Here is a 21,667-nt window from a genome sequence, read left to right on the forward strand (position 1 = left end):
ATACGGCTGCCAAACAGGCGCGTCGCCAGCGCGTGCCAGGTGGTACCACCGATACTGATATCCGCACCGATAAGATTCTGAATGACTGCCGCCGCCTGCTGGCAGGTGATGAACTGACGACCGCCACCGGCATCCTGGTACAGACCGCGCAGCGGACTCGGATTACTGGTAATAAGCGACAGCGGGTCTGTGCTGTTCAGCAGCTGCGACACGGTATACTTGTTATTCAGCAGGATATCGCCCACCACGCAGTTTTCCACGTAGTCGGTCATCATCTGCGCCAGCTGCGGGTTCTGTGTCCGGAAATCCGATGACTGCGCGACAACCTGTGAACCAAAAAGCATCCCCGATTTCGTGTAGGTCAGCGAATCCGGGCGCGCCAGCGCATAGTCATATAGCTGTGCCACCCCGAAACCGCCGCCCGTCGTCAGCCCGGCAATCATTGCCAGCCCCGCCGGGACGTTATCGACCTCGTAAATCCCTGCCGGGTCCGTGATATCAATAATCTGCACGCTGCGTTTCGGTACCAGCAGCACCGATGTGATGACAAAAAAGAGCGCTAACCAGTGCACAAACACCATCGGGTTGCGCGACTTGATGAAACTGGCCATCACGCCGAGCACGCCAAACAGCCCTACAATCCGCCTCAGCGTGCTGAACGTATCCGAGCCAATAATGGTGACCACGCCGTTAAACGTCTGCCGCCACATGTCTCCGCCATAAATGGTCCAGACTTCAGTCATTGCCTGTTCCCCACTGGTAATTGCCCTGATAGGACGTTGAAATAATGGTGGATACCTGCTGCTGCAGGTACTGCATGTTGCGGTCAATCCCGTCCAGTGCATTCTGGTCTGCGGTGGACTGCAGTTTCATCTGCGCCAGCAGAGACTGTGCGCTGGCAACGTTATTGCGCAGTTCACCGGCGGCCTGTTCCGGGAAGTTCTTGCCCGCCAGCGACTCACTGGCCTGTTTAACCAGCTCCTGCAGGTACTGCATCATCATGTCCTGCGCGATGAAGTCTGCCACCTGGATAAGATAAGTAGGGCTCATCCCCATGCTGCGCGAGTTGGTCAGGTACTTCATGACCGGCACCGACGTGGTATTGATAAAGCCCTTCTCCTGATCTGACAGGCCGGTATCCGAACTGAGTTTGTTATCAATCGAGATCATCAGATTGCGCACCTGCGTGACCAGTGCCACGTCGCTGCTGACGGTGACGTCTTCGACGGTCGGGCCGAGACAGAGATCCGGTTCGTCGCAGCCATAGATTTTGGCGCTGCCACCGCGCATCAGTACGGTGATGATGTCGCGGTTATCAACAAGCGGTGAAAGGATGGTGACCTGTCCTTCTTTGTTAAAAATGATGGAGCCGACCACACTCATGACCAGCTCCTTCAGTTGCCGGTTACCGTCGAACAAGTGGTTGCGACCCAGCGCGTCCCAGATAAGGTTTTTGTTTTTCAGCACCTGATCTTTTTCATTATCAGAGGCCCTGCCGGTCACGCTGTCACCCTGCCCTCCCACCGTGCAGCCCTGTCGTGAAGCCGCCCAGTCCGAAAAGATATTGTCTTCACCGGCAATGTCCTGACAGATTTTCTGGTTCGATACCTGAGAGACCGGCCAAAGGCCGCCGATGATCCCCTGGGCCGCCTGGCACGAACTCATGTTGGCGGAGTTAACGTCAGACGCCAGCTTTTGCAGGAAGTCTTTTGCCTGCTTGAGTTCCGGCACCATCGTCTGCAGGGCAAGGTCAAAAGCGTAACCCGCTGCGTTGCTCATGATCTGCTTCACAAAGCGCTGAAGTTCATCACCGTTGATGAACGAAAACGCCCCCAGATACGCATCGATCCCCCCACAGCCTGCGTTAAGGGAGGGCACCTGCATCGAGATCAGCTGCACCTGCTTGACCGGCGTGCGCAGATAGACCGAACCGCCGGTAAAATAACCGGCTGCCTGCCCCTGCCAGGCCTGTGCCTTTGAGACGTTACCGTCAAAGCCGAGGCTGCCAAAAAATCCGTTCAGGTCTCCCTGGACATCAGCCAGCGCCGGACTGCTGATAACCAGGGCTGTAATGGCTGAAAGTAATAGCTGCCGGAATCTCATTTCATCGCCTCCGGGAATGTTTTATGTCGTTTCATCGGTTCAGGGGTTTCCATAAATCCATGCCGGCGCAGCGTGATGCTGACCAGAGCGCCGCAGGCAAAACCTCCGGCCAGAGAGAGAAGAAACAGCAACGGGAAGGCCCGCATGCCGTTCATCAGCTGCCCATCCGGGCCACCCATCGCCAGTTCTATCGTGCGGTTAAGCAGGTCACAGACCAGCCAGGCGTAAAGCCCTGCTGCAGCCAGGAGTGACACACAGACGAGCAGCAGCGCCGACTCGAACCGGGAGAAGGTTAAAGGGGTCTCGTACATGTTTTTTTCCGAAAGGCGACAGCCGTCGCCGGTGGGTTATTGCGGCGTTGCCTCGCCGCTGGTCGGGACAGGACCCAGGGTATCCGGGGCGAGGTGATCAATATCGGCCTCAATCATCTGACCTACCCGCTGGCTCAGCGTGTTCATATCTGTTTCACCCTGATAGAGCGGATAAGCCATGTTGCTGTTCACGTTCACCAGGAAAGTAGTCGGCGTGGCAATGGGCAGGCCGTTTCCGAAGAACGTCAGAATTTCGCCGGCGATGGGTTCATTCGGGCCAGACTTACGGGGGATGAGTGCCACCGGGAAAGAGACATCGCCATAACCGTCGAGGGTATAGGGATACGCTTTGATTCCTTCCTTATCCGTCCATTCCCTGAGCAGTGGATCGAATTTCGCGCTGTGGGGACAGCTGCGCTGCATAAATACCACAATGGCATAATCATTCAGGTTTACCGTGCGCCCGTCCGTCAGTGTCATGAAACGCGGCGCTTTCGGCGGTGAAAGGCGGGCCGGTGTCGTACCCGGCAAACCGAGCTGGGGCAGCTGGACCCCTTTTGCTGCCTTAACCTGCTCGATAGCGGCAATCTCATCAGCCACCGTTGCCTGCGCAGCCAGAGGGGTGAGGAGCATCAGAAGCGAAAGAAGATGATTTATCTTCACGACTTCACCTCCCCACGGCGGCGCGCGCGCCGGTAAGAAATAATGTCCGCAACCAGCGTCAGCGCGGCTCCCGCAAAACAGGCCACCGCGCTGGTTACCAGCACCTCATGGGTCAGCACCGGCGAGTAATTTATCAGCTGTCGCAGACAGTTAAGCAGAATGCCCGCCATAAACAGTATGGCGATAAAGGGAAGTCTGGTCATGAATTACCTCTTTGAGCCCGGCGGCGGATACCCCGTATCGCCAGGCTCGCTATCACTGAAAAGATCACGCCGCATAGGTAAAGTGACGACAGCACGCTGTTCATGCCCGAGACCCAGTCCTCACGCCTTACGACGACGTTCACACAGGGTGCAACCGCAGGTGCAGGTGTCACCCGGATGTTATCGGGTGTCACTGCATGCGGCGGCAGGGACAGATCCTGACGGGTGGTTCCGCCCTCTGCTGTGGGTGTCCGGCAGTCCCACACCTGACCGTCCGGCGCATCACGTACCAGATTCTCTGCCTGCCTGAGCAGCATCTCTCCACTGCTGCCAGCGTGATGCGACAACAGCAGAAACAGCACAAAGAATAACAACGCAGGATGGATAACGAAGGTCTGCAACAGGAGATCCCGCACCTGAAAAGCGGTGCGTAACCACACCCGCCAGGCAGGAGAAATTGAATACATCTGTATTACCTCAGAAGTTAGGTTTAAAGCCGGTGGCCACGTTAAGGAAACGCTTTGCCAGGTCATCCTGGGTCATGAAGCCATAGGCCAGAGGACGGTAATTTCGCGATGCGGGATCGACCAGGAAAAGCGCCGGGAAGTGGCTGATCCCCATTCGTGCACTCTGCCCCTCATCACGGCGGCTGTCCGGTACCTGCGGAGAAACCGTGCCGTCCACGCTGACCGGTATCAGTGAGATGTGCTTCAGCCGCGCAAAATCGGCGACCACACCGGCCATTTGTGCATCAATCGGGTCGCTGCCGCGATAGAAGTAGAAAAGACCGTACTGGCTGGCCAGCTCGCTGATAGCCTGTGTTTCCTTATCCTGATCGCGCGCCTGCTGCAGCGGTGCCGTGCTGTTGTAGTGCGGATGCTCCAGGTTGTAATCGAGATCCGGGTGGTCCAGTTGTGCCACGGCAAACGACTGGCTGAACATCGAGGCGCGGTCAGTCCAGAACTTCTGCCAGCGCAGGAAGGTTGCCGTATTTTCCGCCGAGGGATACAAAATCGCCCGATCCAGCGCCTGCTTTGTATAGCCTTTCAGCACCTCTGCCTGCTTCTCAGGGGAAAGCTGACTGAAGTCCGGTACCACCGGCGCGGCGGGCTTAGGTGCCGGCGGTTCCGACTTTTTCTTCGGCTCGTTGTACCAGTGCCAGCCGGTAAAGGGGTCAGCTGGTGTGATCACGGCATCAGCAGCCGGGGTCTCATCGGCAAATGCCGGGCTAATACAGGTCATGAGCACGCAGGCGGTAAGCAGTCTTTTCATCATTTACCTCCCGTCTGGGCAGCAACCTGAGCGGCAATCCGGTCTTTCACCTGCTGGACCATCGTGGATGAATCCGGAATTTTCTGGTTGGCTATCAGGTCACTGTAAAAATCCTGAAAGTTAATCAGGTCAAAGTTGATCGCCTGAAGTTCCGGCACCGTGATGCCCCGGCAGTCAGGCGTGTCACCGCTGCCGAAACTCACGTGCAGCTGGTCACGACGCCCCTGTTCCTGAATGATCCGCGCGAGCTTGCCCTGAAAGACGCAATAGGCCTGCTTTTTCTGCACGCAGACACCCATCACCGAAATATTGCAGGCCTCACCGACGTAGACGGTCACTTTCTTCTCACGGGCAACACCGAGTGCTTTCTCATCGCTGCTGCAGTTTGCAAGGCCCACGCTGTTACCCCAGCCACTGTCCACACAACAGTTATTGAAACCCGCCATCGCCTTGCGGCAGTAGATGGCCTGGCCGGTAAAGGCTTTGACGTTAATCTGATCGTTTTTGACATCTTCGCCCGCTGACGCGAGGCCGGCGAGTTTCGCTACGGCGGTATCAAAGCCGCTGTCTCCCGCACCGTCTGTTTCGCTGCAGTCTCCCCCCTGACAGAAATACTGTCCTCCGCACAGCAGTCCTTCGGAACTGTAGGATGTCTGACACTGATAAGTATCCGCTTCATGCAGGCAGGTACTGCCCTCGGCTTCTGAGCAGCTTCGTGCGGAGAGGGTGCAGTTTCTGTCGGCGATCAGCGTGCTGCAATTGCCTGTGGAACTGACCGGGACGATGTAAGCATCCGAATACTGCCAGCAGTCGCTGCTGACCTGATAAGACTGGCCGTCAGTCCCGGTCACGGTCCGGGTACCGCCTTCCTCCGTACAGACACTGCCGTCTGAGGCAATCGCCGTACTCTGATCAAACCCACACGATGAGCTCCAGCTGATGCCGGGCGTTGCCGTCGTTACCGTCTCCTGTATAGGAAACGTCAGCGTGATCACTTCTGTTCCTGCCTGGGTTGCCGTTGCTATCCCCGCGACAAAGTCCCCGACGTGGCCGGTGGCATTTGAGCCGACGGTAAAGGTCAGCGTGTCACCTTTATTTATCGTCTGGGGCGTAACGTTAAAGGGGGCCGAGTTGTTACGGTAAAGCGTCGCCGTCTGCCCAAAACCCGAAATAATCGCCGCCCAGCCGGAATGGTTGGTCGGGTTAGCCGGCTGGGTATAGCTCACCGTGCCCGCCGAAATCACTCCTGACGATGTGGCCACTACCTGATAGGTCACAACCGTACCGTTGCTGGTCCCGTTAGTCAGTGTGAAGGTGATGGTTGAGTCATGCGTCTCTGTTGAATAGCTCAGCGTCGGGGTAGCTGTCCGGGCACACGTCTGTACCTGGTTCACGTCGCGGTCACAGCTGTAGTTCTCGAACACCGATTTTGAGACCGTTGTGGCACTGCACTGGGTATTCGTGCCGTCTGTGATACTGCCGCTGTTGGCCTCGGCGTTTTTGCCGTTCTGAATAAAATCCGCCGTGGGATCGATGGTGACAGCCGGGTTTTTTGTACTGGAATCGCTGATAGCCTGCCCGGCCTCGCTCTGGCTGAGCGCAGTCTGCCCCTTGCCCGCGATATCGCTGTCACTGCCCTGAACGCCACCGTAATAACCACTCTGCGAGGGGCTGGCAGTATAACCGGGGATCAGTGACGACGGGTCAGTCCCGGAGGCCGTGGACGTCCCCTGTCCTTTATTACTGCTGGCATAGCTGGAGCCTGCACTGAATGCATCACTGACGGCATCAGCAAAAGCAGTCGGCCCCCACCCGGCCATCAGCAGAAAAATAAGCGGGAAATAACGTTTCATCGGCCTCCCTCCGCGTCCTTCAGGATCTGCACCGCCGTCGTGGCGCAGTCTCCCCGCTGCTTCACTTCTTCCAGCGCCTGTTTCACCGGCAGGCTGCCGTAGAGAACATCAAATCGGTTCCCGCAGGTCACAACCAGTGCCGGAACTGCCTTAATGCCGTACTGCTCATATAGAGTCGGATCTATCTGCACCCCGGCCTGTTTATCTTTTTTCGACAGTTCAAAAATAGCCGAAGCCGTTTTCCTGAAATCGTTATCCAGCAGCCCGCGCAGCGTGGCGGGAATACCAAAATGCCGGGCATCCTGGAGCATCGGCAGCAGCCCTTCCTCCGGAATGCTCAGACTCACAAAATAGACGGCCTTCGGCGTGGTGCGGGACGCACTGTTATCCTGTGCCTGCGAGGCGGAAATTTCATTCTGCATCTGTGCCACCCGCCCCTGCTGGGCATCCGGCAGCGTAATATTCATGCCCTGCAGCTGACTTTTGAACAGTGCCAGATCGCGTTGCTGCTGCTTCATGTACGCCATGTCATCGCCAGACACAGTGGGCTGCTCAGCGGCACGGACACTGAGCGTGCACAGCAGTGCGGCGCTGAACGTCAGCGCCGTGATCAGTGGGGTATTCATGGTGAGTCCTTCTTTACAGGAAAACGCAGTTACGTTTTCGCCACATGAGGTAGCCGAAATTCTTTTTGGTTGTGGGCGAGTTATGAGTGGAGCCCCAGAGCTGTGTCGTGGAACCGAAGGGATGACAGTCACCCGGCTCCGGATACATGTTCACCATCTGGTAGCGCCATCTGGATTTGGGAATAATCGGTGACGGGTATTCAAAACAGACGGCGTTATCGGCACCGACTGACTCCATGACCAGTCCCTCACGATGCAGCTTGAACGCCATGCGTTCACTGACCAGGATCGACGCTTCAAGGGGTGAAAACTCGTTGCTGGTATAGCCCGTAAAGGGATACATCGAGCCCTGCGCACCGGCACACCAGAACAGTGGGTCCAGCGGCATGCCCGCTGCTGCTGCCAGCGAATCTGCTGCACACGCCCCCTGTGCCAGCGGGCTGCTGAACAGGGATACCTCCGGGTTGATAATCATGGACAGCGTGCTGTCATTCCACAGTGGATCAACCTCAGACAGGTAAGCGATATCCATATCCCCGGTCTGCATACAGCCCACACTGGTGATGATGTTCAGCCAGAAGATCAGCGGGTACTTGTACCAGTGCACATGATAGAAACTGCCGGGCGAAGGGGAGTCACTCTGTCCGCCCCGTCCGGTTCCGGTCCGCCCGAGGTCGATTTTGAAGCCTCCCATATTCACCATGACGCCGGGTTCTCGGGTGACGTCCGTCATCGCCATCGGTTCCCAGAATCCGATAGCCAGGCCCAGCCGGTACAGTATGCCGACAGGGCATAACTGAAGCGGAGAAGACGGGTTTGACGTGTCCGGATTTTTACCGGATGCCAGCTGAATACTCCCCAGCGTCATAGGAAACAGACACTTCCAGCAGACGTCAGTAATGGGATTCACCCAGCGGCCGTCACCGGCGTTATCCGCGAAAGCACTCTCCGGTTTTACCATCAGCACACCCAGAAGCAGACAGAGCATCAGGACATAACGTTTCATGTCGCTGCCCCCTCCCTGAACGGGCACAACCAGATGCATACCGGGCCGTCGTCCGTATCGTGAATACTGCCTGTAAACCAGGCCTCGCCTGCGGGCCCGGAAGGGAGCCATTCGCTGCAGTTACCGGTTTCCCAGAACCGCGCCATCTGTTCTTCCGGTACTTCATTATCCATCCACGTGGTTGCGGCCTTGAGGTTATGCGCCTTCAGCCAGGTCTCAAACTCACCCGGTAACGGGTATTCGCGATCGTCTGCAGGGATAAAAAAATCAGGATGTGTCCAGCCACCCCAGCGATCGCGCACGACCGGCTGAGCCGTTATGTCAGCTTGATGTGTCATGAAAGGAATTCCGTCATGGTGGCAGCTGTGCTGCCGTATCAGAAAGGAGTAATCAGAACTGCCTGCGGGGTGCAGGCTGAGGCGTACCGCAGCTGTGCGAGGAACGAACAGCCTGCGCAACGTGGACAGAATGCAGTTCAGTGTGGAACAGAGAGATCATCCCTCCTGACGACATACCAGCCAGCGGCCCTCACACCGCGCTGGCAGGTATCCGCCCTGAGAAGAAAATGCTTATCAGCATCCTCGCGCAACCTTTCGTCCATCAGTTCATACTGCTCCGTCAGAGGGGCAAGATAGTACTGACGTGCTCCTGCCAGTTCCCGGCCCACGCGCACTCGTACAGACAGGGGCGGTGACACCTCTGCACGTTCATCTGTGTGCAATGTGTAGCCTTCATCTTCCAGCGCTGTACTGAACACGTCCAGCAGATGCTGCCAGTATGCGGTGGTTTCGTGCTCCGCCACCCGTTCAGCCATTTCCCGGCTGCCGAAAGTGGCTGGCGCGGAAACCGGAGTGCCATACCTTACGCTCATCGCGCCCGGTTTATTTGCAAGCATGGCCACACAGATGCGCCCCACACGGATGAGAACAATGGACATCGTCATCAACAGCAGAAACATCCCGGCGGCAGGCAGATGATCCGCCAGGTTACCCAATGCCCTGATGCTGTCGGGTGACAGACCGATTTCCGCACGGCACACAACCGGCGAGGTCTGCACCGGAACATCCTTTTGTTGCACAGGCAGTTCATCAGACTTCTGCCAGTCCTGTATGAGACGGGGCACAAGGTCAGTCTGCATACGTTCCTCCCGGCTTCATCAACCCCCCCATGCCATGACGCCGCATGACATCACCCACGTCTTTATCATTCAGTGATGCCAGTACGATGGCCGTTCTGACCGCACCGTCATAGACCAGAAAGGCCTGCAGCGCCGCACGAATGATGACCGACTCGGTGTACAGCGGATGCTCTTCCGTCATGGTACGCAGACCACTTTTGTCACTGTCATCCATACGCACGGTCGCAGCATGGCGTTTTACTTTTTCGGGTGCGCTCTGTTCCCGTGTGTTGTGACTCATTTCAGTGCCACCTCCTCCACCTTAAGCCAGCGGTCATCGCGCGTGATGCGTACCGGCGTGTGCTCAAAGCCGAATTTTGTTGTTAACGTGCCGTACTGGTCGAAGTACACCGGCTCATCCAGTGCCAGACTGCTGTCACGGATGTTGCCTTTCACCAGAATGACCTTGAAGTTCTGCTGCCCGGCCAGCTGCTGCTTAACCCAGCGCATCTGTACAGGGTTATCTCCGTCGATGAAGTACAGCGTCTCGCTGTACGGCACCTTATCCAGCGGGTTCACCCTGTCGCCCGCGCGGGCAATCACGTTCCCCTGCATGTTCCGGATGGTTTCCTGCACGGTAAACGTCGGGTCATAGCGGAATGTTCTGTCCTTCACTGCCGGCGTCAGTCCTGCCACCGGTTCCGGACGCACGGCATGCGCTTTCACCCGGGCTTCGGCTTCACGCTGTATCCGGTCCATTTCCCCGCTCTCTTTCATGCCCTGCAGACGCTGACCAATAAAAGTCAGCAGGTCAGGTTCCGCGATGGGGAAAAGGTGGCCGATGGTGCCAAGTTCTTTTGCGCCAGCAGGCAGGGTGATCACGACCATAAGCAGCAACGCTGCCAGCCGGATCTTCACGGTGCCCCCTGCATCTGGCGGGCAATATCCGCCTGGATCACCGGCGTGATGTCCGTTCCCCCGGAGACCACGGCCCCCTTCACCATAATGACGCTGTCGTGTTTCTCCTGCCACCCGCTGAGGCTGCTGTTCAGCGCCGTGCTGAACCGCTGCGTCAGGGTGTCCGCCGCCTCCCTGGACAGGGCCGTCTGTGCGGTCTGCTGCTTAAAAGCGTCAATGGTCCCCTTCATGTCAAAGACCACGGTGTCCCGCTGAGATGACTGCACAACCAGCACACTGACTCCGGCGCTGATTACCGCCATCAGCAGCCCCGCCACACCGGCGCATAACCACCGGCTGTGCAGAAAAGACGGCTTCGTGTGTATTCTTCCGGGAACGCTGATATCAGCTGGATCCGTTGATTCACTGCCCGCCTCTGCGGGCTGACTGTATTCTTCCTGCATCGCTGTTTCCTCTGATTAGGCGCTCGCGAGTCCGGCCCACTGTTCAAGTTCGCGCATTTCGGCCTGATACATATACGGTTCGCAGGCCAGCAGATAAGCGGCCTCCTCGCTGGTCGCCCCGGCCTCCTGCGCATCACTCATGTACTGATAGTCCTCCCCGCGGGTGCTGAACATCGCGCGCGTGACCGGGTCCACGAACACACGGTGAAACGAGCTGTATTCCCCGCTGGAAATCATCACCGAACTGAATCCCGTATCGCGTGCGGGCTGGAAACCGCGGATAACCTGCGTTTCCATTTCGCTGAACTGATCCGGGTTGGCATTGAGATACGTTTTAAAGGCCTTTGCATCCTGCAGCAGCGTGACTTTGGTCCCGGAACAGTCCCATGCAGCCGCAGCCACAGGCGGTGCTGCATGGTCTTTGGTACCGGTGAAGTCCTTGATGCCCTGAGTGATGGTGATGAACGCCCCGCGATGGCGGCGCACCGTGCGGTAGCCGGTTTCGATAAAGCGCGCCGCATGCGGGTTTGAGCCGCTGAAAAGCCGCCAGGCTTCGTCAATGATGGCCACCTTCTTCAGGCTGCGCGGCGAGTGGTACATCTTTTCCTGTATCGCCAGAATGAGCGAATAAAGGATGGCGGACAGCAGATGCGGCTGGTTTTCCAGACTCAGCAGCTCCAGCACGGCGAAGCGGGTGTCGCCGTCCAGTGTGGGTTTGTCCGAGTTGAAGTAATCGCCGTTCGCCCCCCAGGTGCACCAGCGGTCCAGCAGCAGCACGAGCTCGTTGATACGGTTCATGATGGTCGGCTGGTTGCCATATTCCTGCCGGACCTCTCCCGACTTCATGTACAGCACGACATCGTCGATACGCGCCCGGTTCTGTTTCGCCTCCCACGCGGCGACAACGCCCTTGAGCAGTATGGTTTCACTGACCTTATCCAGCGGTTCGTTGGGACTCGCCAGCACGGTCAGCAGCCCCTGAATGCCCTCGGCGGATTCCTTTATGTCACGCACGTTCGCAAAGGGGTTAAAGCGTAGTGTGGCACCGTCAAGGTAGGCCCCGCCCGCCTGCTTACAGAAGTTGCGGTAACTGCCCCCCATGTCGATAACCCAGCCGAAGCCGCCGGAATTCAGCACCTGACGCAGGATTTCCTGGATAAAGAAGCTCTTTCCGGCCCCCGTCGTGCCGGTCACCGCAATGTTGAAGTTGGTCGCCCCGTTGCTCTCGCTGAACATGTCAAAAAAGGCCAGCGCGTTGCGGTAGGTCGGCAGCGGACTGCCTGAAGGTGCCATCTGGCGTTCGGCAACCACCGGCATCAGGTTCACGGCATTGAAGCTCTTACAGCGCAGGGTCGCATTCATGTGCTTCATGTCGTCCCACAGCCCCTCCTGCATCAGGAACGGGAACGTGGTGAGCCAGTTACGCAGCTGCTGATAACGCGGCGCGGACATCTCCAGGTCATTTTTGCGGAACACGTTGATGGCGGCGAGTTCGCAGGCCTGCTGTTGGCTGTCATCATCCGGGCAGAACAGGGTCAGGTTCATGCTGAAGCTGCACATGGCGATTTCGTTACTGGACAACCCCATGCGCAGGTCACGCCACTCCTCGTAGGTGCGCTGCGTGTTGGGGAATAGTTTGCCGTAGGAGGAATTAGCCTTTTTGCCCATATCCTGTTCCTTACGGAACGCCTCGTTCTGGCTGCTGACCTGATCCTCCACGCAGATGGTCCAGCTCAGCAGGAACGGACAGGGAATGCCGAGGTCCGGAAAGCGCATGTTCTGGAGGTTATCCGCCGCCTGCCAGAGGGCAAACTGTTTCGGCACCTTTGTCAGCTGCATATTCACCACGCGCGTGCTCGCAACGGCGTTATCGCTTTCATCACCCGTCAGCCGGTCACCTGTTTGGCGTGCCGTGGTCAGACGAAGGAACCCCGGGTGCACCTCCATCTCCGTACTGTGATCCACGCACTGTCGATGCAGCTCCTGCTCAGGATTCCAGTGCTCAGAACCGGCACTGACCTGGCCGGGACGGTAGTTGAGCTGCTCGCGGATCACCGTCAGGAACTCAGCAGCCCCCACGCGGCGGGTATCCATGTGCGCAGCCATCATGGATACGCGCAGGGTTTCACGCACCTGCACCACTTCATCCATGACGCGCAGGCCACCGGTTCCCGGATGGGCATACACCAGAAACACCCGGTAATTACGCAGATAGAGCGGATACTCGCGGTTATTGACGAGCCCCTTCAGCGCCGAACGCTCCCAGTAGGCTTTGGTGATGGCGTTAAGGCGCGGTGCCATGTCGCCTTTCCACATGTCGCGGCTCAGCCCGTTCTCCAGCATATCGCCTACGCACTTGCTGGCTACCATCAGTACGGTGACCGGTGTTTTGCGCGGAAGCTTCTTGCGCAGCAGGTCGTCCAGCGCCTGCACCACCTGCTGATTCGCCCCGGCGAGCGGTGCCACCTCCATAATGAAACCGACCGACCGGCCGTTGATAAACAGATCCGACTTTTCATCGTACTCTCGGTAAGGGAGCAGGCTGGTAATTGAGGGCTGACTGAAACTTTCCCGCAGCATCTTTGAGGCCGTTTTTGCGCCCCCTTCATCACGGCTGCTGCTGAGGATACCGGCCAGATGATCGATGACGTTACCAATCATATTTATCTCTCCGTTTGTCCATGAACGTCCGCATCACATCGATCATCAACCGCGATTTCCCGGCTCCGGGATTGTCGCCATAAATGTATGCATGTCCGGTAACGCCAGAAGGAGACCTGCTCCTGTGAAAATGCAGCGCTGCGGCTGAAGCACATGACGGCGGCATACGCTGCATCATCAGTGCCAGTCGTCCGGTACCCGGCTGTGACAGGCGTAATCGTGTCGCCTGGTATCCGTTAAGGATGATCGGCACCATTATTCGCCCTCGCTTATGACCCGAAAGTCTTCGTCCCAGCGGGATTTCTGTTTCACGAACTCCACGACCGCAGGCTGATGGAAGCTGTCCTGCTCATCCACCCAGGGCGCAATCCACAGGCGCTGTGTGGCGTCAGGGATACGGTGCGCATCAACCTGCCCGGGTCCGCTGTAATTCGCCGGGGTAATACTGCCGGCGGATACTGCCGTGGTGCGCACAGGAACGATGGCAGAGTTCACACTACCGGGGCTGACCGGCTGACCGGACACCGGACGAGGTGCCAGCGTGGCCACACTGACGGGCCGGTACGGGTTAACGGCGGGCTTCACGTTGCCGGGCGTTGCCAGTGCCTCAGCCGCAGGCTTTGGGCCTGATTCCTTTTTTGCGTTCAGGTCATCCAGACTCTGATGTTTTGACGCAAGGTGGCTGGCATCAGACATCGACAGGCACTGGTCGGTGGCGGTTTTATTACAGTCGAAGTCCGAGTTCATACCGGCGCAGCCGGTAAGCGCTGCGCACAGCAATGCACACGCAAAAAGTTTCTGCATAGTGGTGTCCTCATTGGCGGTAGTACCGCTCATGGGTGTATTGATGATTGAAAAACAGTGAAAATTGCGGATTCCGGCTGAAGGCAAACACAGGGCCGGGGGAGCGCATCGGTGCGCTACAACGTCAGTAACTGAAGGTGAGTTCGGGGCAGTTAATAAAGAAAGCTGAGACCGGTCATGACGTTTCAGAGCATCGAGACATAAAGCTTGAGCTCAAGATCCTTCGTGGCATCGCCTGCATCCTTTTAGGCGTGGCCGCTTTATCTTCACAGGAAAAATCACGCGGCAATACAGATCATTACCCACGGGATAACATGAATAACGCCCCGGAGATCAGACGGATTTACATTACACCGGGTTTCTCCTGTGCTTTGCCCGCTTCCGCGAGCCTCTTCTGCTGATGCTCCGTCTCCGTCAGCAGTGCCGCCAGCTGACAGGCACCTGCTTTCGACTGCCAGGCTTGCCGGTAACGGACGCGCAGGGCACATAACCGGATAAGCTGCTCACGACGGGTGTGGTTATTCATTCGGGATATCTCCTGTTTCATCCTTTCTGACCTGACGTGATGTAAACGCGTATTCACGCCGGGTGAGCGTACTCCGCTCTTTTGCCAGCCAGTCTGACAGCACGCGGGCCGTGAGATGCCCGGTTTCCGCCACACTGCACTGCAGTTCCCGGAACGCCACTGCGTCAGCGGGGCAGTACGTTGTCAGTTCCTGAGCGGTAATATCCGGCCAGGAATGCGGTCTGCCCACCCGCCGTATCAGCAGGATGAGTGACAGCAGGACAAAACCGGCTGTCGCAACGTAAAGCACCGGTCTGCCGGTAAAGAGCCCGGTCACCGCCATCGCCGATAAACATGCCGTGACGAACCATACCGTCAGACTCCCCATATACGGCGGATAGCCTGCTGACCATTCGGCCGACATGCGTTGCAGCCGGCTGTGCTGCGCCCACCGCTGACGGGCAGCCGGATTCTGATTTCTGTTAATGGCTTCAGCCCCTTCATTCATCTTATTAAGCCGGAAATATTCAGTACCGGCCCGGTTATATTCCCATCGGGCCGGTGTACAGCTCTGTGTGTTTCATTACCGGTTAAAGGCTGCCCAGAGGAGTGCCATCCCGAAGCCAGCCAGCGGACCTGTGAACAGATACCCGGACGCCAGTTCCGGCAACTCCCAGAACCATAACGCCTGACCGATATAAACCAGTGGAGTCAGCAGCCATCCCAGCACAAGCAACGCAGGCATAATCCAGTGCTGATCGGTATAAAGCGCATTTTTTCGGTCACTCGACTGTGCCCAGGCATAAAAAATCAGTCGCCGAAACAGGCAGCGAAAAACGCCATACCGGCCAGCTGATGCCCTCAGGATTAAATCCTCTGAGCTTAAGGCAGGCTACAGTCGCTGCATTCAGGCCTGAAAGTAACGCCATCACTATCACCGGTAACAACTTCACCGCGAGACTTTCTTCTGTTCTCCCTCTCATACCTTATTCACCCCGTACATAACAACGGCAAATCCCGTCATGGCCATCCCTAATAAAGGCGGCAGGCTCAGGTCTCTCATGTCCATGACGGGGATCTGCCAGTACCAGAATGCAAAACACCCGTACCAGACCAGAAGTACCAGCCAGGCGAAAATCAGCAAGGCCGGAACCACCCAGGAGCACCATTCAGTCGTCGCCCAGCTGGCTACTACGACTCCCACTGCTGCCAGCAGGGACATCCGCCAGAGTGGCCACTCACCCAACCCCCACGGCATATTTCCGGTGTGTACCAGCAGCCCCAGTATGGCTTCGTTAGTCACCATCAGCAGTGCCGTGACCAGAACAAAAAAATTGTCTTTCCCGATGAAGTTGCTGACCCTCACCCGGTTCATGCGGCAGCCTCCCGCGCGGTGATATGAAAGCGCATGTGACTGTTCACCGGGACGCGAACCTGTCGGTTCATCAGGGTCAGTAGCAGCATCGCCCGCTTCATCCCGTCCGGCTCATACCAGATGGCTTCGAGTCCTTCGAAAACACCATCCCGGATAACCACCCGGTCACCGTGCTGCGGCGCAGCCGTTTCCAGCGGCGCACTCTCCCAGCCCTTATTCAAACGGGTTATCACACTGTCCGGTACCACGGAGGGCAGACCACCGAAACTAATGAGCGATGAGATACCGCGCGTGGCTTTGATGGCCGTGGTGTGTACCACCTCCGGGTCGAAACGGACAAAAATGTAGTTCGGGAACAGTGGCTGCTCAGCGATGCGGCGGACGCGACCATTCTGCAACCTGACCTCAGAGAAGACAGGGAGCAGACAGGCTACTCCCTGACTCTGCAGCTGCTGCTGCGCCCGTTTTTCCTGCGCGTACTTCGTCTGTGCCACATACCAGTTTTCCATTCAGGTCTCCTGTCAGTTGATGGTGTCGCCGAGGTGAAGCTGGCTTGCCTGACGCAGAACTTCGTCCGGATTCAGGACGGGAGCGCCTGAACCGCCGCTGTCTGAACGGGTGACGGCAGCTACTTTCTGCACGGCAGCCTGCGGGGCTTCTTTCAGGGCTTTCTCTGCGGCATCGTCTTCGATGGTTTTCAGCTGGAAGCCCTGCTGGAACACCACCGTCACGGCGTTACCGGCCCCGATATCAATCACCGGGTGATACTGTTCAGCGCGCTTAATCCAGTACTGACTCAGCGTGTCAGCGGCTTTACTGGCCCCGCCACCAATGCCCTGCTTGAAGATGTCTGCGCCACTGACAGAGGCCGTGGCACCCAGGCCCACGGACGGCGTTGCGGCCGACTTTATGCCCTCACCAAATCCGGACAGCAGACCCGCTGCACCGGCGTTGAAAATGATGTCGCCGTTGCGCATCACCGGCTTGCCGCGAATACCCTGCTTACCCTGATAGGACACATGGCCCTCAAATGGCATGTCGATATGCTTGCCGTTCTTCAGGATGCAGCTGATATTCTTCGTGCGGACATCACCGCGCTCGCTGGAAATATCCCCGTAGATTTCCCCGGTCACGCGGCACTGGTCGAGATTGTAGGTTCTGCCGTTGGGCATCGAGACGTCACCCATCAGGGTGATGACCACCGGGGAGGTATTCTGCTGACCGGTCACGCTGGCGTTGGCATCCGCGCCCTCAATCATGACGGCTTCAGAGAATGAGCCTGACGGTATCCAGGGCAGCGTCGTTTTTTTCGCGGCCAGCGAGGCATAGGTGAAGGTGTCACGCTGCAGCCCTCCCTGCCGTACCGACCCGGTGCCGGGGTAGAACCGGCTGCCCTGCTCTGCTGGCGGACCTCCGGAAACGCGCCACTGCGCCGGGCCTGCCGGACCGGTCGCCACGGGGCCGTTAACCGGCGCGGTAGCGGGCGGGGCATTCTGCGCGGGACCCGCCGGTGCCTTATTCTCCTGCGCCTGCTGTTGCTGCAACCGGGAAATGGCATCCGCCATCGTGCCCAGCTGCTGCTTCAGCTCGTCGTTCTGCGTTTTCAGGGTGCCCGTGAGAGTGGCGAAGTCTTTTTCCAGACCGGCCGTTTTGTTCTGCTGCTGCTGAAGCGCAGAGGTGGCCAGCTCATCGGTGAAGGATTTATTCACCAGGCCGCCGGTCAGGTCCGGTGCAGCTTTTTTTACCGGATGGCTGATTTCGTTCTGATGGTGCACATACGCCCAGATACCGCCTCCCGTGGCCAGCATGACCGCGGCAGCCGCACCCGCGATTATCCACTGACGACGACGCGTCAGGGTGTTGATGTTGCTCATGCGCCCCCCTCGTCATCCGTGGAGAAAATCACCCACACGTACCCTTCGCCGTTCGCATACAGGGTGCGCGTGGAGAGCATCACCGCCCGCACGCCTTTCTGCCAGAACTGCTTTTCGCTCAGGGTGCGGGTGACATAACCGGTGTTTTTCATGCGGTAGCGCATCACCCGCAGGTGCGAGCCAGCAAGCTGGCGCTCCGGCGTCAGCTGCACGCCGGCAGGCGGGTTATAGAGCGGCCCGCGGGTTGCCTTCATGTCGGTATAACTGTCCGGTACGCCGCCGTTAATCACGGTGCGGGCGACACTGACCAGCGTCTTCTGGAACGGCTGGCTTTCTTCCCAGGCTTTCGCATCAGGATTCGGCTTCCGTGGCGCATCCGCCGGGATAAGCTCAAGTGTGCGGCCACTCCCGGGTTTCGGGGACACATCGAGTGATACGCTCACCCCGCCTGCGGTTTCCAGAAAGACGGTGAAGTCCTGTCCGGTCAGCGGGGTGATAAGCAGTGCGCCGTCTGCAGTGTTGTCTTTGGTATAGGCTCCCTCCGGACCGGTGACACCGGTAATGAGCTCACCGTCAATCACGATTTTATTCGGGCTGGTGTTGCTCATCTGCGCCTTCAGGTGCGCGTTGTTTTCAAACACGGTACCGGCCGGGCCGGGCACCGCAGCCGATGCAGCGGCGGGTATCAGTGCGAGTGCCGCAGTGACGGCCAGCGTGGAAACGGTTTTCTTCATTATTGAGTCCTGTTGCGGGAGGCATGCAGGTTTGTCCAGGGCACTTCGGGGAAGGCCGTAAGGCGGATAAGTCCGTCCACGTAGTGCAGGCTGAGCCGGTAGGCTTTGTTGGCGTCCGGAAGCGTGAGCTTCAGTTTGCCGTTGGAGGTGCTGGCGCTCAGTGTTCCCTGGGCGATGATGTCACCGGTGGTGGTGTCGGTGATTTCATCGTCAATCTGGAACACGGAAGAAACGCCGTTCTTTTTGATATATTCAGCTTCGGCGGCAAGCTGTTTTTTCATGGCGTCACGGTTCTCCGGCGGAACAAAGCGCAGCAGGGCGGCGTACTGGCTGTCCACGGTCTCGGGCGTGACGGAAAGGCGGAGATTGATAAACGCGCGCACCAGCATGGCGTTGAGGGCGGCATCTCCGGAGGCGGAATCGGAGGTGAACGGCCTGTCAAACATCATCGGGGTGGTGACGGTTTTCTGCGTTCGGGCAAAGTGCCACGCGAGCGCACCAGTGATGCAGTTCGCGGCGACGCTGAGGGCCAGAAGAGACCCCAGTCCCGTCAGCGCCATGACCGTTACACGGTTACGCCCCTCCCTGACCTGATACTTCATATGTTGCTTCCTCCTGTCGGAAATAAGCGCCACCCGGAGGTGGCGCGCGGGTTACTGCATCCAGTGCCGGTTGCCTGAGTCGGGCACCCGCCGGAACTGCAGCCGGAGCAGCGCGGTTGGCAGATACCAGTAAAGAAGGTTCATGAGCCACCAGGTGCCCTGCCCCTTCTTGAGGTAGCGGATTAACAGCCAGAGCGCGCCCGCCACAATCAGCATCACGATGAAGATGTCGCAGAGCAGGCCGATACCGGCGCACGCAACGATGACAAAGGCCTCCTCAGGCGGGAGTCCGAGCACGCGTTTCTGCAGATTGAGGGTTTCCGGGAACTGGTACTGAAGGGTTTCCCTGTCCATGACAGGGTTAACCGGCGATGGCGAAGAGGGTGCGGGTTACAACGACAAGGAACACAAGGCCACCGACAAACACCATCGGGTTACGGGATTTAATGTAGAGGTAGATAGACAGCAGGACTTCACCGATATAAAACCCCCACTCCAGCGTACTGCCGTGACCAAACGTATCCTGCGCGTCCTGTTTCTGACTTGCCAGCATGTCCTCGGCGCGAACCAGGTGCGGCAGCGCGAAGCAGAGGAGTGCCAGACCAATCAGCGTCAGATTAACGCGGTGACGGTACAGAGAGCCGGCACTGCGTTTAAGCGTACCGATGAAGCCGGACATTGACCGGCCCCGGGAGACCGGGCAGGCTTCCGCAGCCCCCGCCCCCGCCAGAGCAGGTTTGCCTGAGACAACTTTCATAAAAAAATCCTCGGATTGAGTTAAGGGAACGTCATTGCGCGTAAACAGACGTAACGCACCGTAAGTCTACATTTTCTCAAAAAAAAAAAATCTGTGATGCATGTCACATTTTTAAGAGGTAATTGATAATTTTTAGGATTATTCCCGGAAGAGAGGGCTGTAGGCTTTGTGCTAACTCAGGGCATGCCTCGCAGGGAGGTACAAAAACAATGAAAGTCAAAGAGAAGCTGGGCGACGGGCGTGGACGTCCGCGTAAATATGCACAGGGGGAGATGCAGTACCGCAAGCTGTGGCTGCCGGAAAATCTGCTGATGGAACTGCGCGTGGCAGCGCGCGTCCGCCGGTACACCACCAATGACGAAATCATCAGCCGCCTCGTGGCCTCAATGCGTTTTACGCCGCGCAGGCCGGTGATTAAAACCGGACAGGGGCAGCGTCTGGTCGCTCTGGCTCGATTATTTGATGAGTTCCTGCAGGAAAAACTCGAAATTATCCGGCAGGAGTACGCCGGGCAGGAAAATAATGATGATGCGAACAAAAAAACATTTGTCCCTGGAAAAAACCGGGCATTCAGCAGCAGCTTTCCGGTTAATTTACGCCGCGATATGGACATCAGCGCACGGTTTAATCAGCGCAGCGTCAATCAGGAGATTATGGAGCGTCTGCTGGGTTCGCTGAATTACTTCACGGAGCAGCAGTTGCCTGAAAGTGAGGAAGTTCACCGCCTGCGTGAGCTCGCCATTCTTTTTGATGAATTTATTTCGGAGAAAGTCGCTGCAGCCGAAAATCCGCTGACGCAAAAGCCGGAGGATGAGAAAAAACAGTCCTGACAGACAGAATTCAGACCGGGCAGGATGCCCGGTTTTCATATTTTACCGGGCCGGAAAAAAACACTGGTATCATCGCAAAAAAAATGCTCATCTGAGTCTGACCATCCCTTTGCACCCCTTCCTGAATTCATGATTATCATTCGCCAGACCGCGCCCCTTACACAGGTAAAATCATCCACCTCACGTCAGTGATTAATTCACCCCTGATGCAGGAGGTAAAATACTTTCACTCCGTGTTCTCGGTGAGTGTGAAAATTCACGGTGGAATAACACCTGTCTGAAATATAACGAAATCCCCGGAGTGTCTGAAGACCCCGGTGGACATCGTGAGCGCTGTCATAACAGACTGACAGGAATAGCCTCTTATTAAGAGGCTTATGGTTTTTTGGGTGTCTCTTTCCTCTGGCAGCAGCAGAACCATCAGAGATTACGGGAGAAGAGTGATGACAGGATTTATGAACCTGAACAGGAATAATAAAAAAACTGCCACGGAAACAGCCACGCCCGTAAATTTCCGAGTGCAGGTTACTGCTCCTCAGAGAGGAAATGTTTAGTTTCTGCCTTATCCTCTGCGGCATGCATTCCTGACAGGTTACTGTCAATAATTCCCTCCAGCCCGCTTTCCACATCCTCACCCCGCATGCGCAGATACATTTCAGAAAGCATCGCCATCATGATGCTGATACCCTCACGACTCCCTGACACCTTGCGAATTAAATCCCGGTTAAAACCATCAAGGTCAAATTTATTCCCTTCACCCTGGTGTTTTTTAACCATCAGTCCGATACCGACCAGTTCATTGACCACGGAAGAGAAGTTCACATCGCCGTGCGTCGCGCCATTCTGTATCTCAATTTGCACCAGGTCCTGAACTTCCCTTTCAGTTTTCTCTTTAAAGTAAATATTTCTTCTGGCCATGCCATTATCCTTACTGCCTGAACAGGGTATTACCTGCACAGTGACTGATGAATATTTCTGTTTTTTTTACTTCCGGGACAGCCTGCGGAATA

29 protein-coding genes are annotated in these 21,667 nt (G+C 57.2%); 1 reads left to right on the forward strand and 28 read right to left on the reverse strand.

What is annotated here, in order from left to right; genetic code table 11:
- From PW844_RS20520 to PW844_RS20650, 27 genes are all read right to left on the reverse strand, one after another.
- Positions 1–743: conjugal transfer protein TraG N-terminal domain-containing protein (locus PW844_RS20520; protein WP_299455832.1), on the reverse strand; the 743-nt coding region annotated here is incomplete at its 3' end.
- Positions 736–2,103, reverse strand: coding sequence for a conjugal transfer pilus assembly protein TraH (gene traH / locus PW844_RS20525; RefSeq protein WP_299455833.1), 1,368 nt, complete (start codon positions 2,101–2,103; stop codon positions 736–738). The genes PW844_RS20520 and traH, both read right to left, overlap by 8 nt.
- Complete coding sequence (locus PW844_RS20530) at positions 2,100–2,414, reverse strand: hypothetical protein (protein ID WP_299455834.1); 315 nt, start codon at positions 2,412–2,414, stop codon at positions 2,100–2,102. The genes traH and PW844_RS20530 overlap by 4 nt, the downstream gene beginning before the upstream one ends.
- Before the next feature lie 36 nt (positions 2,415–2,450).
- Positions 2,451–3,077, reverse strand: a complete 627-nt coding sequence (gene trbB / locus PW844_RS20535) for an F-type conjugal transfer protein TrbB (RefSeq protein WP_299455835.1) — start codon at positions 3,075–3,077, stop codon at positions 2,451–2,453.
- A complete protein-coding gene (locus PW844_RS20540; RefSeq protein WP_299455836.1) occupies positions 3,074–3,280 on the reverse strand; it encodes a hypothetical protein in 207 nt (68 codons plus the stop codon). Before PW844_RS20540 ends, trbB begins: the two co-directional genes overlap by 4 nt.
- Positions 3,277–3,747 (reverse strand): hypothetical protein, encoded by a 471-nt coding sequence (locus PW844_RS20545; protein ID WP_299455837.1) that lies wholly within the window; start codon positions 3,745–3,747, stop codon positions 3,277–3,279. Before PW844_RS20545 ends, PW844_RS20540 begins: the two co-directional genes overlap by 4 nt.
- Before the next feature lie 10 nt (positions 3,748–3,757).
- Positions 3,758–4,552, reverse strand: a complete 795-nt coding sequence (gene traF / locus PW844_RS20550) for a type-F conjugative transfer system pilin assembly protein TraF (protein ID WP_299455955.1) — start codon at positions 4,550–4,552, stop codon at positions 3,758–3,760.
- A complete protein-coding gene (gene traN / locus PW844_RS20555; RefSeq protein ID WP_299455838.1) occupies positions 4,552–6,405 on the reverse strand; it encodes a type-F conjugative transfer system mating-pair stabilization protein TraN in 1,854 nt (617 codons plus the stop codon). The genes traF and traN overlap by 1 nt, the downstream gene beginning before the upstream one ends.
- A complete protein-coding gene (gene trbC, locus PW844_RS20560; RefSeq protein WP_299455839.1) occupies positions 6,402–7,031 on the reverse strand; it encodes a type-F conjugative transfer system pilin assembly protein TrbC in 630 nt (209 codons plus the stop codon). Before trbC ends, traN begins: the two co-directional genes overlap by 4 nt.
- Before the next feature lie 13 nt (positions 7,032–7,044).
- Complete coding sequence (gene traU, locus PW844_RS20565) at positions 7,045–8,037, reverse strand: conjugal transfer pilus assembly protein TraU (protein WP_299455841.1); 993 nt, start codon at positions 8,035–8,037, stop codon at positions 7,045–7,047.
- The gene (locus PW844_RS20570; protein ID WP_299455843.1) at positions 8,034–8,375 is read right to left on the reverse strand and encodes a hypothetical protein; all 342 of its coding nucleotides are present in this window, start codon (positions 8,373–8,375) and stop codon (positions 8,034–8,036) included. The genes traU and PW844_RS20570 overlap by 4 nt, the downstream gene beginning before the upstream one ends.
- Positions 8,376–8,512: 137 nt before the next feature.
- On the reverse strand, positions 8,513–9,175 hold the full coding sequence (locus PW844_RS20575) for a hypothetical protein (RefSeq protein WP_299455845.1): 663 nt from the start codon (positions 9,173–9,175) through the stop codon (positions 8,513–8,515).
- Positions 9,165–9,455 carry a hypothetical protein gene (locus PW844_RS20580; protein WP_299455847.1) on the reverse strand — a complete coding sequence of 97 codons (291 nt, stop codon included), beginning with the start codon at positions 9,453–9,455 and terminating at the stop codon, positions 9,165–9,167. The genes PW844_RS20575 and PW844_RS20580 overlap by 11 nt, the downstream gene beginning before the upstream one ends.
- Positions 9,452–10,072, reverse strand: coding sequence for a type-F conjugative transfer system protein TraW (gene traW / locus PW844_RS20585; protein ID WP_299455848.1), 621 nt, complete (start codon positions 10,070–10,072; stop codon positions 9,452–9,454). The genes PW844_RS20580 and traW overlap by 4 nt, the downstream gene beginning before the upstream one ends.
- Entirely contained in the window at positions 10,069–10,515 is a 447-nt protein-coding gene (gene trbI / locus PW844_RS20590; RefSeq protein WP_299455850.1) for a type-F conjugative transfer system protein TrbI, read from the reverse strand. The genes traW and trbI overlap by 4 nt, the downstream gene beginning before the upstream one ends.
- 15 nt (positions 10,516–10,530) lie before the next feature.
- Positions 10,531–13,176, reverse strand: coding sequence for a type IV secretion system protein TraC (gene traC, locus PW844_RS20595; RefSeq protein ID WP_299455852.1), 2,646 nt, complete (start codon positions 13,174–13,176; stop codon positions 10,531–10,533).
- A gap of 255 nt (positions 13,177–13,431) precedes the next feature.
- The gene (gene traV, locus PW844_RS20600; protein WP_299455854.1) at positions 13,432–13,980 is read right to left on the reverse strand and encodes a type IV conjugative transfer system lipoprotein TraV; all 549 of its coding nucleotides are present in this window, start codon (positions 13,978–13,980) and stop codon (positions 13,432–13,434) included.
- A 343-nt stretch (positions 13,981–14,323) separates the two neighbouring features.
- On the reverse strand, positions 14,324–14,506 hold the full coding sequence (locus PW844_RS20605) for a hypothetical protein (RefSeq protein WP_299455856.1): 183 nt from the start codon (positions 14,504–14,506) through the stop codon (positions 14,324–14,326).
- A complete protein-coding gene (locus PW844_RS20610; RefSeq protein WP_299455858.1) occupies positions 14,499–14,993 on the reverse strand; it encodes a hypothetical protein in 495 nt (164 codons plus the stop codon). The genes PW844_RS20605 and PW844_RS20610 overlap by 8 nt, the downstream gene beginning before the upstream one ends.
- Positions 14,994–15,068: 75 nt before the next feature.
- Positions 15,069–15,230 (reverse strand): hypothetical protein, encoded by a 162-nt coding sequence (locus PW844_RS20615; protein ID WP_299455860.1) that lies wholly within the window; start codon positions 15,228–15,230, stop codon positions 15,069–15,071.
- Between the two features lie 234 nt (positions 15,231–15,464).
- A complete protein-coding gene (locus PW844_RS20620; protein ID WP_299455862.1) occupies positions 15,465–15,860 on the reverse strand; it encodes a hypothetical protein in 396 nt (131 codons plus the stop codon).
- On the reverse strand, positions 15,857–16,369 hold the full coding sequence (gene rfaH / locus PW844_RS20625; RefSeq protein WP_299455864.1) for a transcription/translation regulatory transformer protein RfaH: 513 nt from the start codon (positions 16,367–16,369) through the stop codon (positions 15,857–15,859). The genes PW844_RS20620 and rfaH overlap by 4 nt, the downstream gene beginning before the upstream one ends.
- Positions 16,370–16,381: 12 nt before the next feature.
- Positions 16,382–17,734, reverse strand: coding sequence for an F-type conjugal transfer pilus assembly protein TraB (gene traB, locus PW844_RS20630; RefSeq protein ID WP_299455866.1), 1,353 nt, complete (start codon positions 17,732–17,734; stop codon positions 16,382–16,384).
- Complete coding sequence (gene traK, locus PW844_RS20635; protein WP_299455868.1) at positions 17,731–18,468, reverse strand: F-type conjugal transfer protein TraK; 738 nt, start codon at positions 18,466–18,468, stop codon at positions 17,731–17,733. The genes traB and traK overlap by 4 nt, the downstream gene beginning before the upstream one ends.
- A complete protein-coding gene (locus tag PW844_RS20640) occupies positions 18,468–19,070 on the reverse strand; it encodes a TraE/TraK family type IV conjugative transfer system protein (RefSeq protein ID WP_299455870.1) in 603 nt (200 codons plus the stop codon). The genes traK and PW844_RS20640 overlap by 1 nt, the downstream gene beginning before the upstream one ends.
- A 51-nt stretch (positions 19,071–19,121) precedes the next feature.
- Positions 19,122–19,424 carry a type IV conjugative transfer system protein TraL gene (gene traL, locus PW844_RS20645; protein WP_299455872.1) on the reverse strand — a complete coding sequence of 101 codons (303 nt, stop codon included), beginning with the start codon at positions 19,422–19,424 and terminating at the stop codon, positions 19,122–19,124.
- Positions 19,425–19,431: 7 nt separating this feature from the next.
- Positions 19,432–19,827, reverse strand: a complete 396-nt coding sequence (locus PW844_RS20650) for a conjugal transfer protein TraA (protein ID WP_299455874.1) — start codon at positions 19,825–19,827, stop codon at positions 19,432–19,434.
- A 209-nt stretch (positions 19,828–20,036) separates the two neighbouring features.
- Here PW844_RS20650 and PW844_RS20655 point away from each other — a divergent pair, with 209 nt between their 5' ends.
- Positions 20,037–20,657 (forward strand): hypothetical protein, encoded by a 621-nt coding sequence (locus tag PW844_RS20655; protein ID WP_299455876.1) that lies wholly within the window; start codon positions 20,037–20,039, stop codon positions 20,655–20,657.
- Positions 20,658–21,182: 525 nt separating this feature from the next.
- Here PW844_RS20655 and PW844_RS20660 read toward each other — a convergent pair.
- Positions 21,183–21,575, reverse strand: coding sequence for a relaxosome protein TraM (locus PW844_RS20660; protein ID WP_299455957.1), 393 nt, complete (start codon positions 21,573–21,575; stop codon positions 21,183–21,185).
- Between the last annotated feature and the right edge of the window lie 92 nt (positions 21,576–21,667).

The organism is Pantoea sp. (genome assembly GCF_028283705.1).
GTDB lineage: Bacteria > Pseudomonadota > Gammaproteobacteria > Enterobacterales > Enterobacteriaceae > Pantoea.

Excerpts from the sequence above, each read along its gene's own strand:
- traC (WP_299455852.1), bottom strand. The coding sequence starts at position 13,176 with ATGATTGGTAACGTCATCGATCATCTGGCCGGTATCCTCAGCAGCAGC.
- traL (WP_299455872.1), bottom strand. The coding sequence starts at position 19,424 with ATGGACAGGGAAACCCTTCAGTACCAGTTCCCGGAAACCCTCAATCTG.
- traV (WP_299455854.1), bottom strand. The coding sequence starts at position 13,980 with ATGCAGAAACTTTTTGCGTGTGCATTGCTGTGCGCAGCGCTTACCGGC.
- rfaH (WP_299455864.1), bottom strand. The coding sequence starts at position 16,369 with ATGGAAAACTGGTATGTGGCACAGACGAAGTACGCGCAGGAAAAACGG.
- PW844_RS20650 (WP_299455874.1), bottom strand. The coding sequence starts at position 19,827 with ATGAAAGTTGTCTCAGGCAAACCTGCTCTGGCGGGGGCGGGGGCTGCG.
- traF (WP_299455955.1), bottom strand. The coding sequence starts at position 4,552 with ATGAAAAGACTGCTTACCGCCTGCGTGCTCATGACCTGTATTAGCCCG.
- PW844_RS20540 (WP_299455836.1), bottom strand. The coding sequence starts at position 3,280 with ATGACCAGACTTCCCTTTATCGCCATACTGTTTATGGCGGGCATTCTG.
- PW844_RS20640 (WP_299455870.1), bottom strand. The coding sequence starts at position 19,070 with ATGAAGTATCAGGTCAGGGAGGGGCGTAACCGTGTAACGGTCATGGCG.
- trbC (WP_299455839.1), bottom strand. The coding sequence starts at position 7,031 with ATGAATACCCCACTGATCACGGCGCTGACGTTCAGCGCCGCACTGCTG.
- traH (WP_299455833.1), bottom strand. The coding sequence starts at position 2,103 with ATGAGATTCCGGCAGCTATTACTTTCAGCCATTACAGCCCTGGTTATC.
- traU (WP_299455841.1), bottom strand. The coding sequence starts at position 8,037 with ATGAAACGTTATGTCCTGATGCTCTGTCTGCTTCTGGGTGTGCTGATG.
- PW844_RS20615 (WP_299455860.1), bottom strand. The coding sequence starts at position 15,230 with ATGCCTGCGTTGCTTGTGCTGGGATGGCTGCTGACTCCACTGGTTTAT.
- PW844_RS20605 (WP_299455856.1), bottom strand. The coding sequence starts at position 14,506 with ATGAATAACCACACCCGTCGTGAGCAGCTTATCCGGTTATGTGCCCTG.
- traK (WP_299455868.1), bottom strand. The coding sequence starts at position 18,468 with ATGAAGAAAACCGTTTCCACGCTGGCCGTCACTGCGGCACTCGCACTG.
- PW844_RS20575 (WP_299455845.1), bottom strand. The coding sequence starts at position 9,175 with ATGCAGACTGACCTTGTGCCCCGTCTCATACAGGACTGGCAGAAGTCT.
- PW844_RS20620 (WP_299455862.1), bottom strand. The coding sequence starts at position 15,860 with ATGAACCGGGTGAGGGTCAGCAACTTCATCGGGAAAGACAATTTTTTT.
- trbI (WP_299455850.1), bottom strand. The coding sequence starts at position 10,515 with ATGCAGGAAGAATACAGTCAGCCCGCAGAGGCGGGCAGTGAATCAACG.
- PW844_RS20660 (WP_299455957.1), bottom strand. The coding sequence starts at position 21,575 with ATGGCCAGAAGAAATATTTACTTTAAAGAGAAAACTGAAAGGGAAGTT.
- PW844_RS20545 (WP_299455837.1), bottom strand. The coding sequence starts at position 3,747 with ATGTATTCAATTTCTCCTGCCTGGCGGGTGTGGTTACGCACCGCTTTT.
- PW844_RS20655 (WP_299455876.1), top strand. The coding sequence starts at position 20,037 with ATGAAAGTCAAAGAGAAGCTGGGCGACGGGCGTGGACGTCCGCGTAAA.
- PW844_RS20530 (WP_299455834.1), bottom strand. The coding sequence starts at position 2,414 with ATGTACGAGACCCCTTTAACCTTCTCCCGGTTCGAGTCGGCGCTGCTG.
- PW844_RS20570 (WP_299455843.1), bottom strand. The coding sequence starts at position 8,375 with ATGACACATCAAGCTGACATAACGGCTCAGCCGGTCGTGCGCGATCGC.
- PW844_RS20610 (WP_299455858.1), bottom strand. The coding sequence starts at position 14,993 with ATGAATGAAGGGGCTGAAGCCATTAACAGAAATCAGAATCCGGCTGCC.
- PW844_RS20580 (WP_299455847.1), bottom strand. The coding sequence starts at position 9,455 with ATGAGTCACAACACACGGGAACAGAGCGCACCCGAAAAAGTAAAACGC.
- traN (WP_299455838.1), bottom strand. The coding sequence starts at position 6,405 with ATGAAACGTTATTTCCCGCTTATTTTTCTGCTGATGGCCGGGTGGGGG.
- traB (WP_299455866.1), bottom strand. The coding sequence starts at position 17,734 with ATGAGCAACATCAACACCCTGACGCGTCGTCGTCAGTGGATAATCGCG.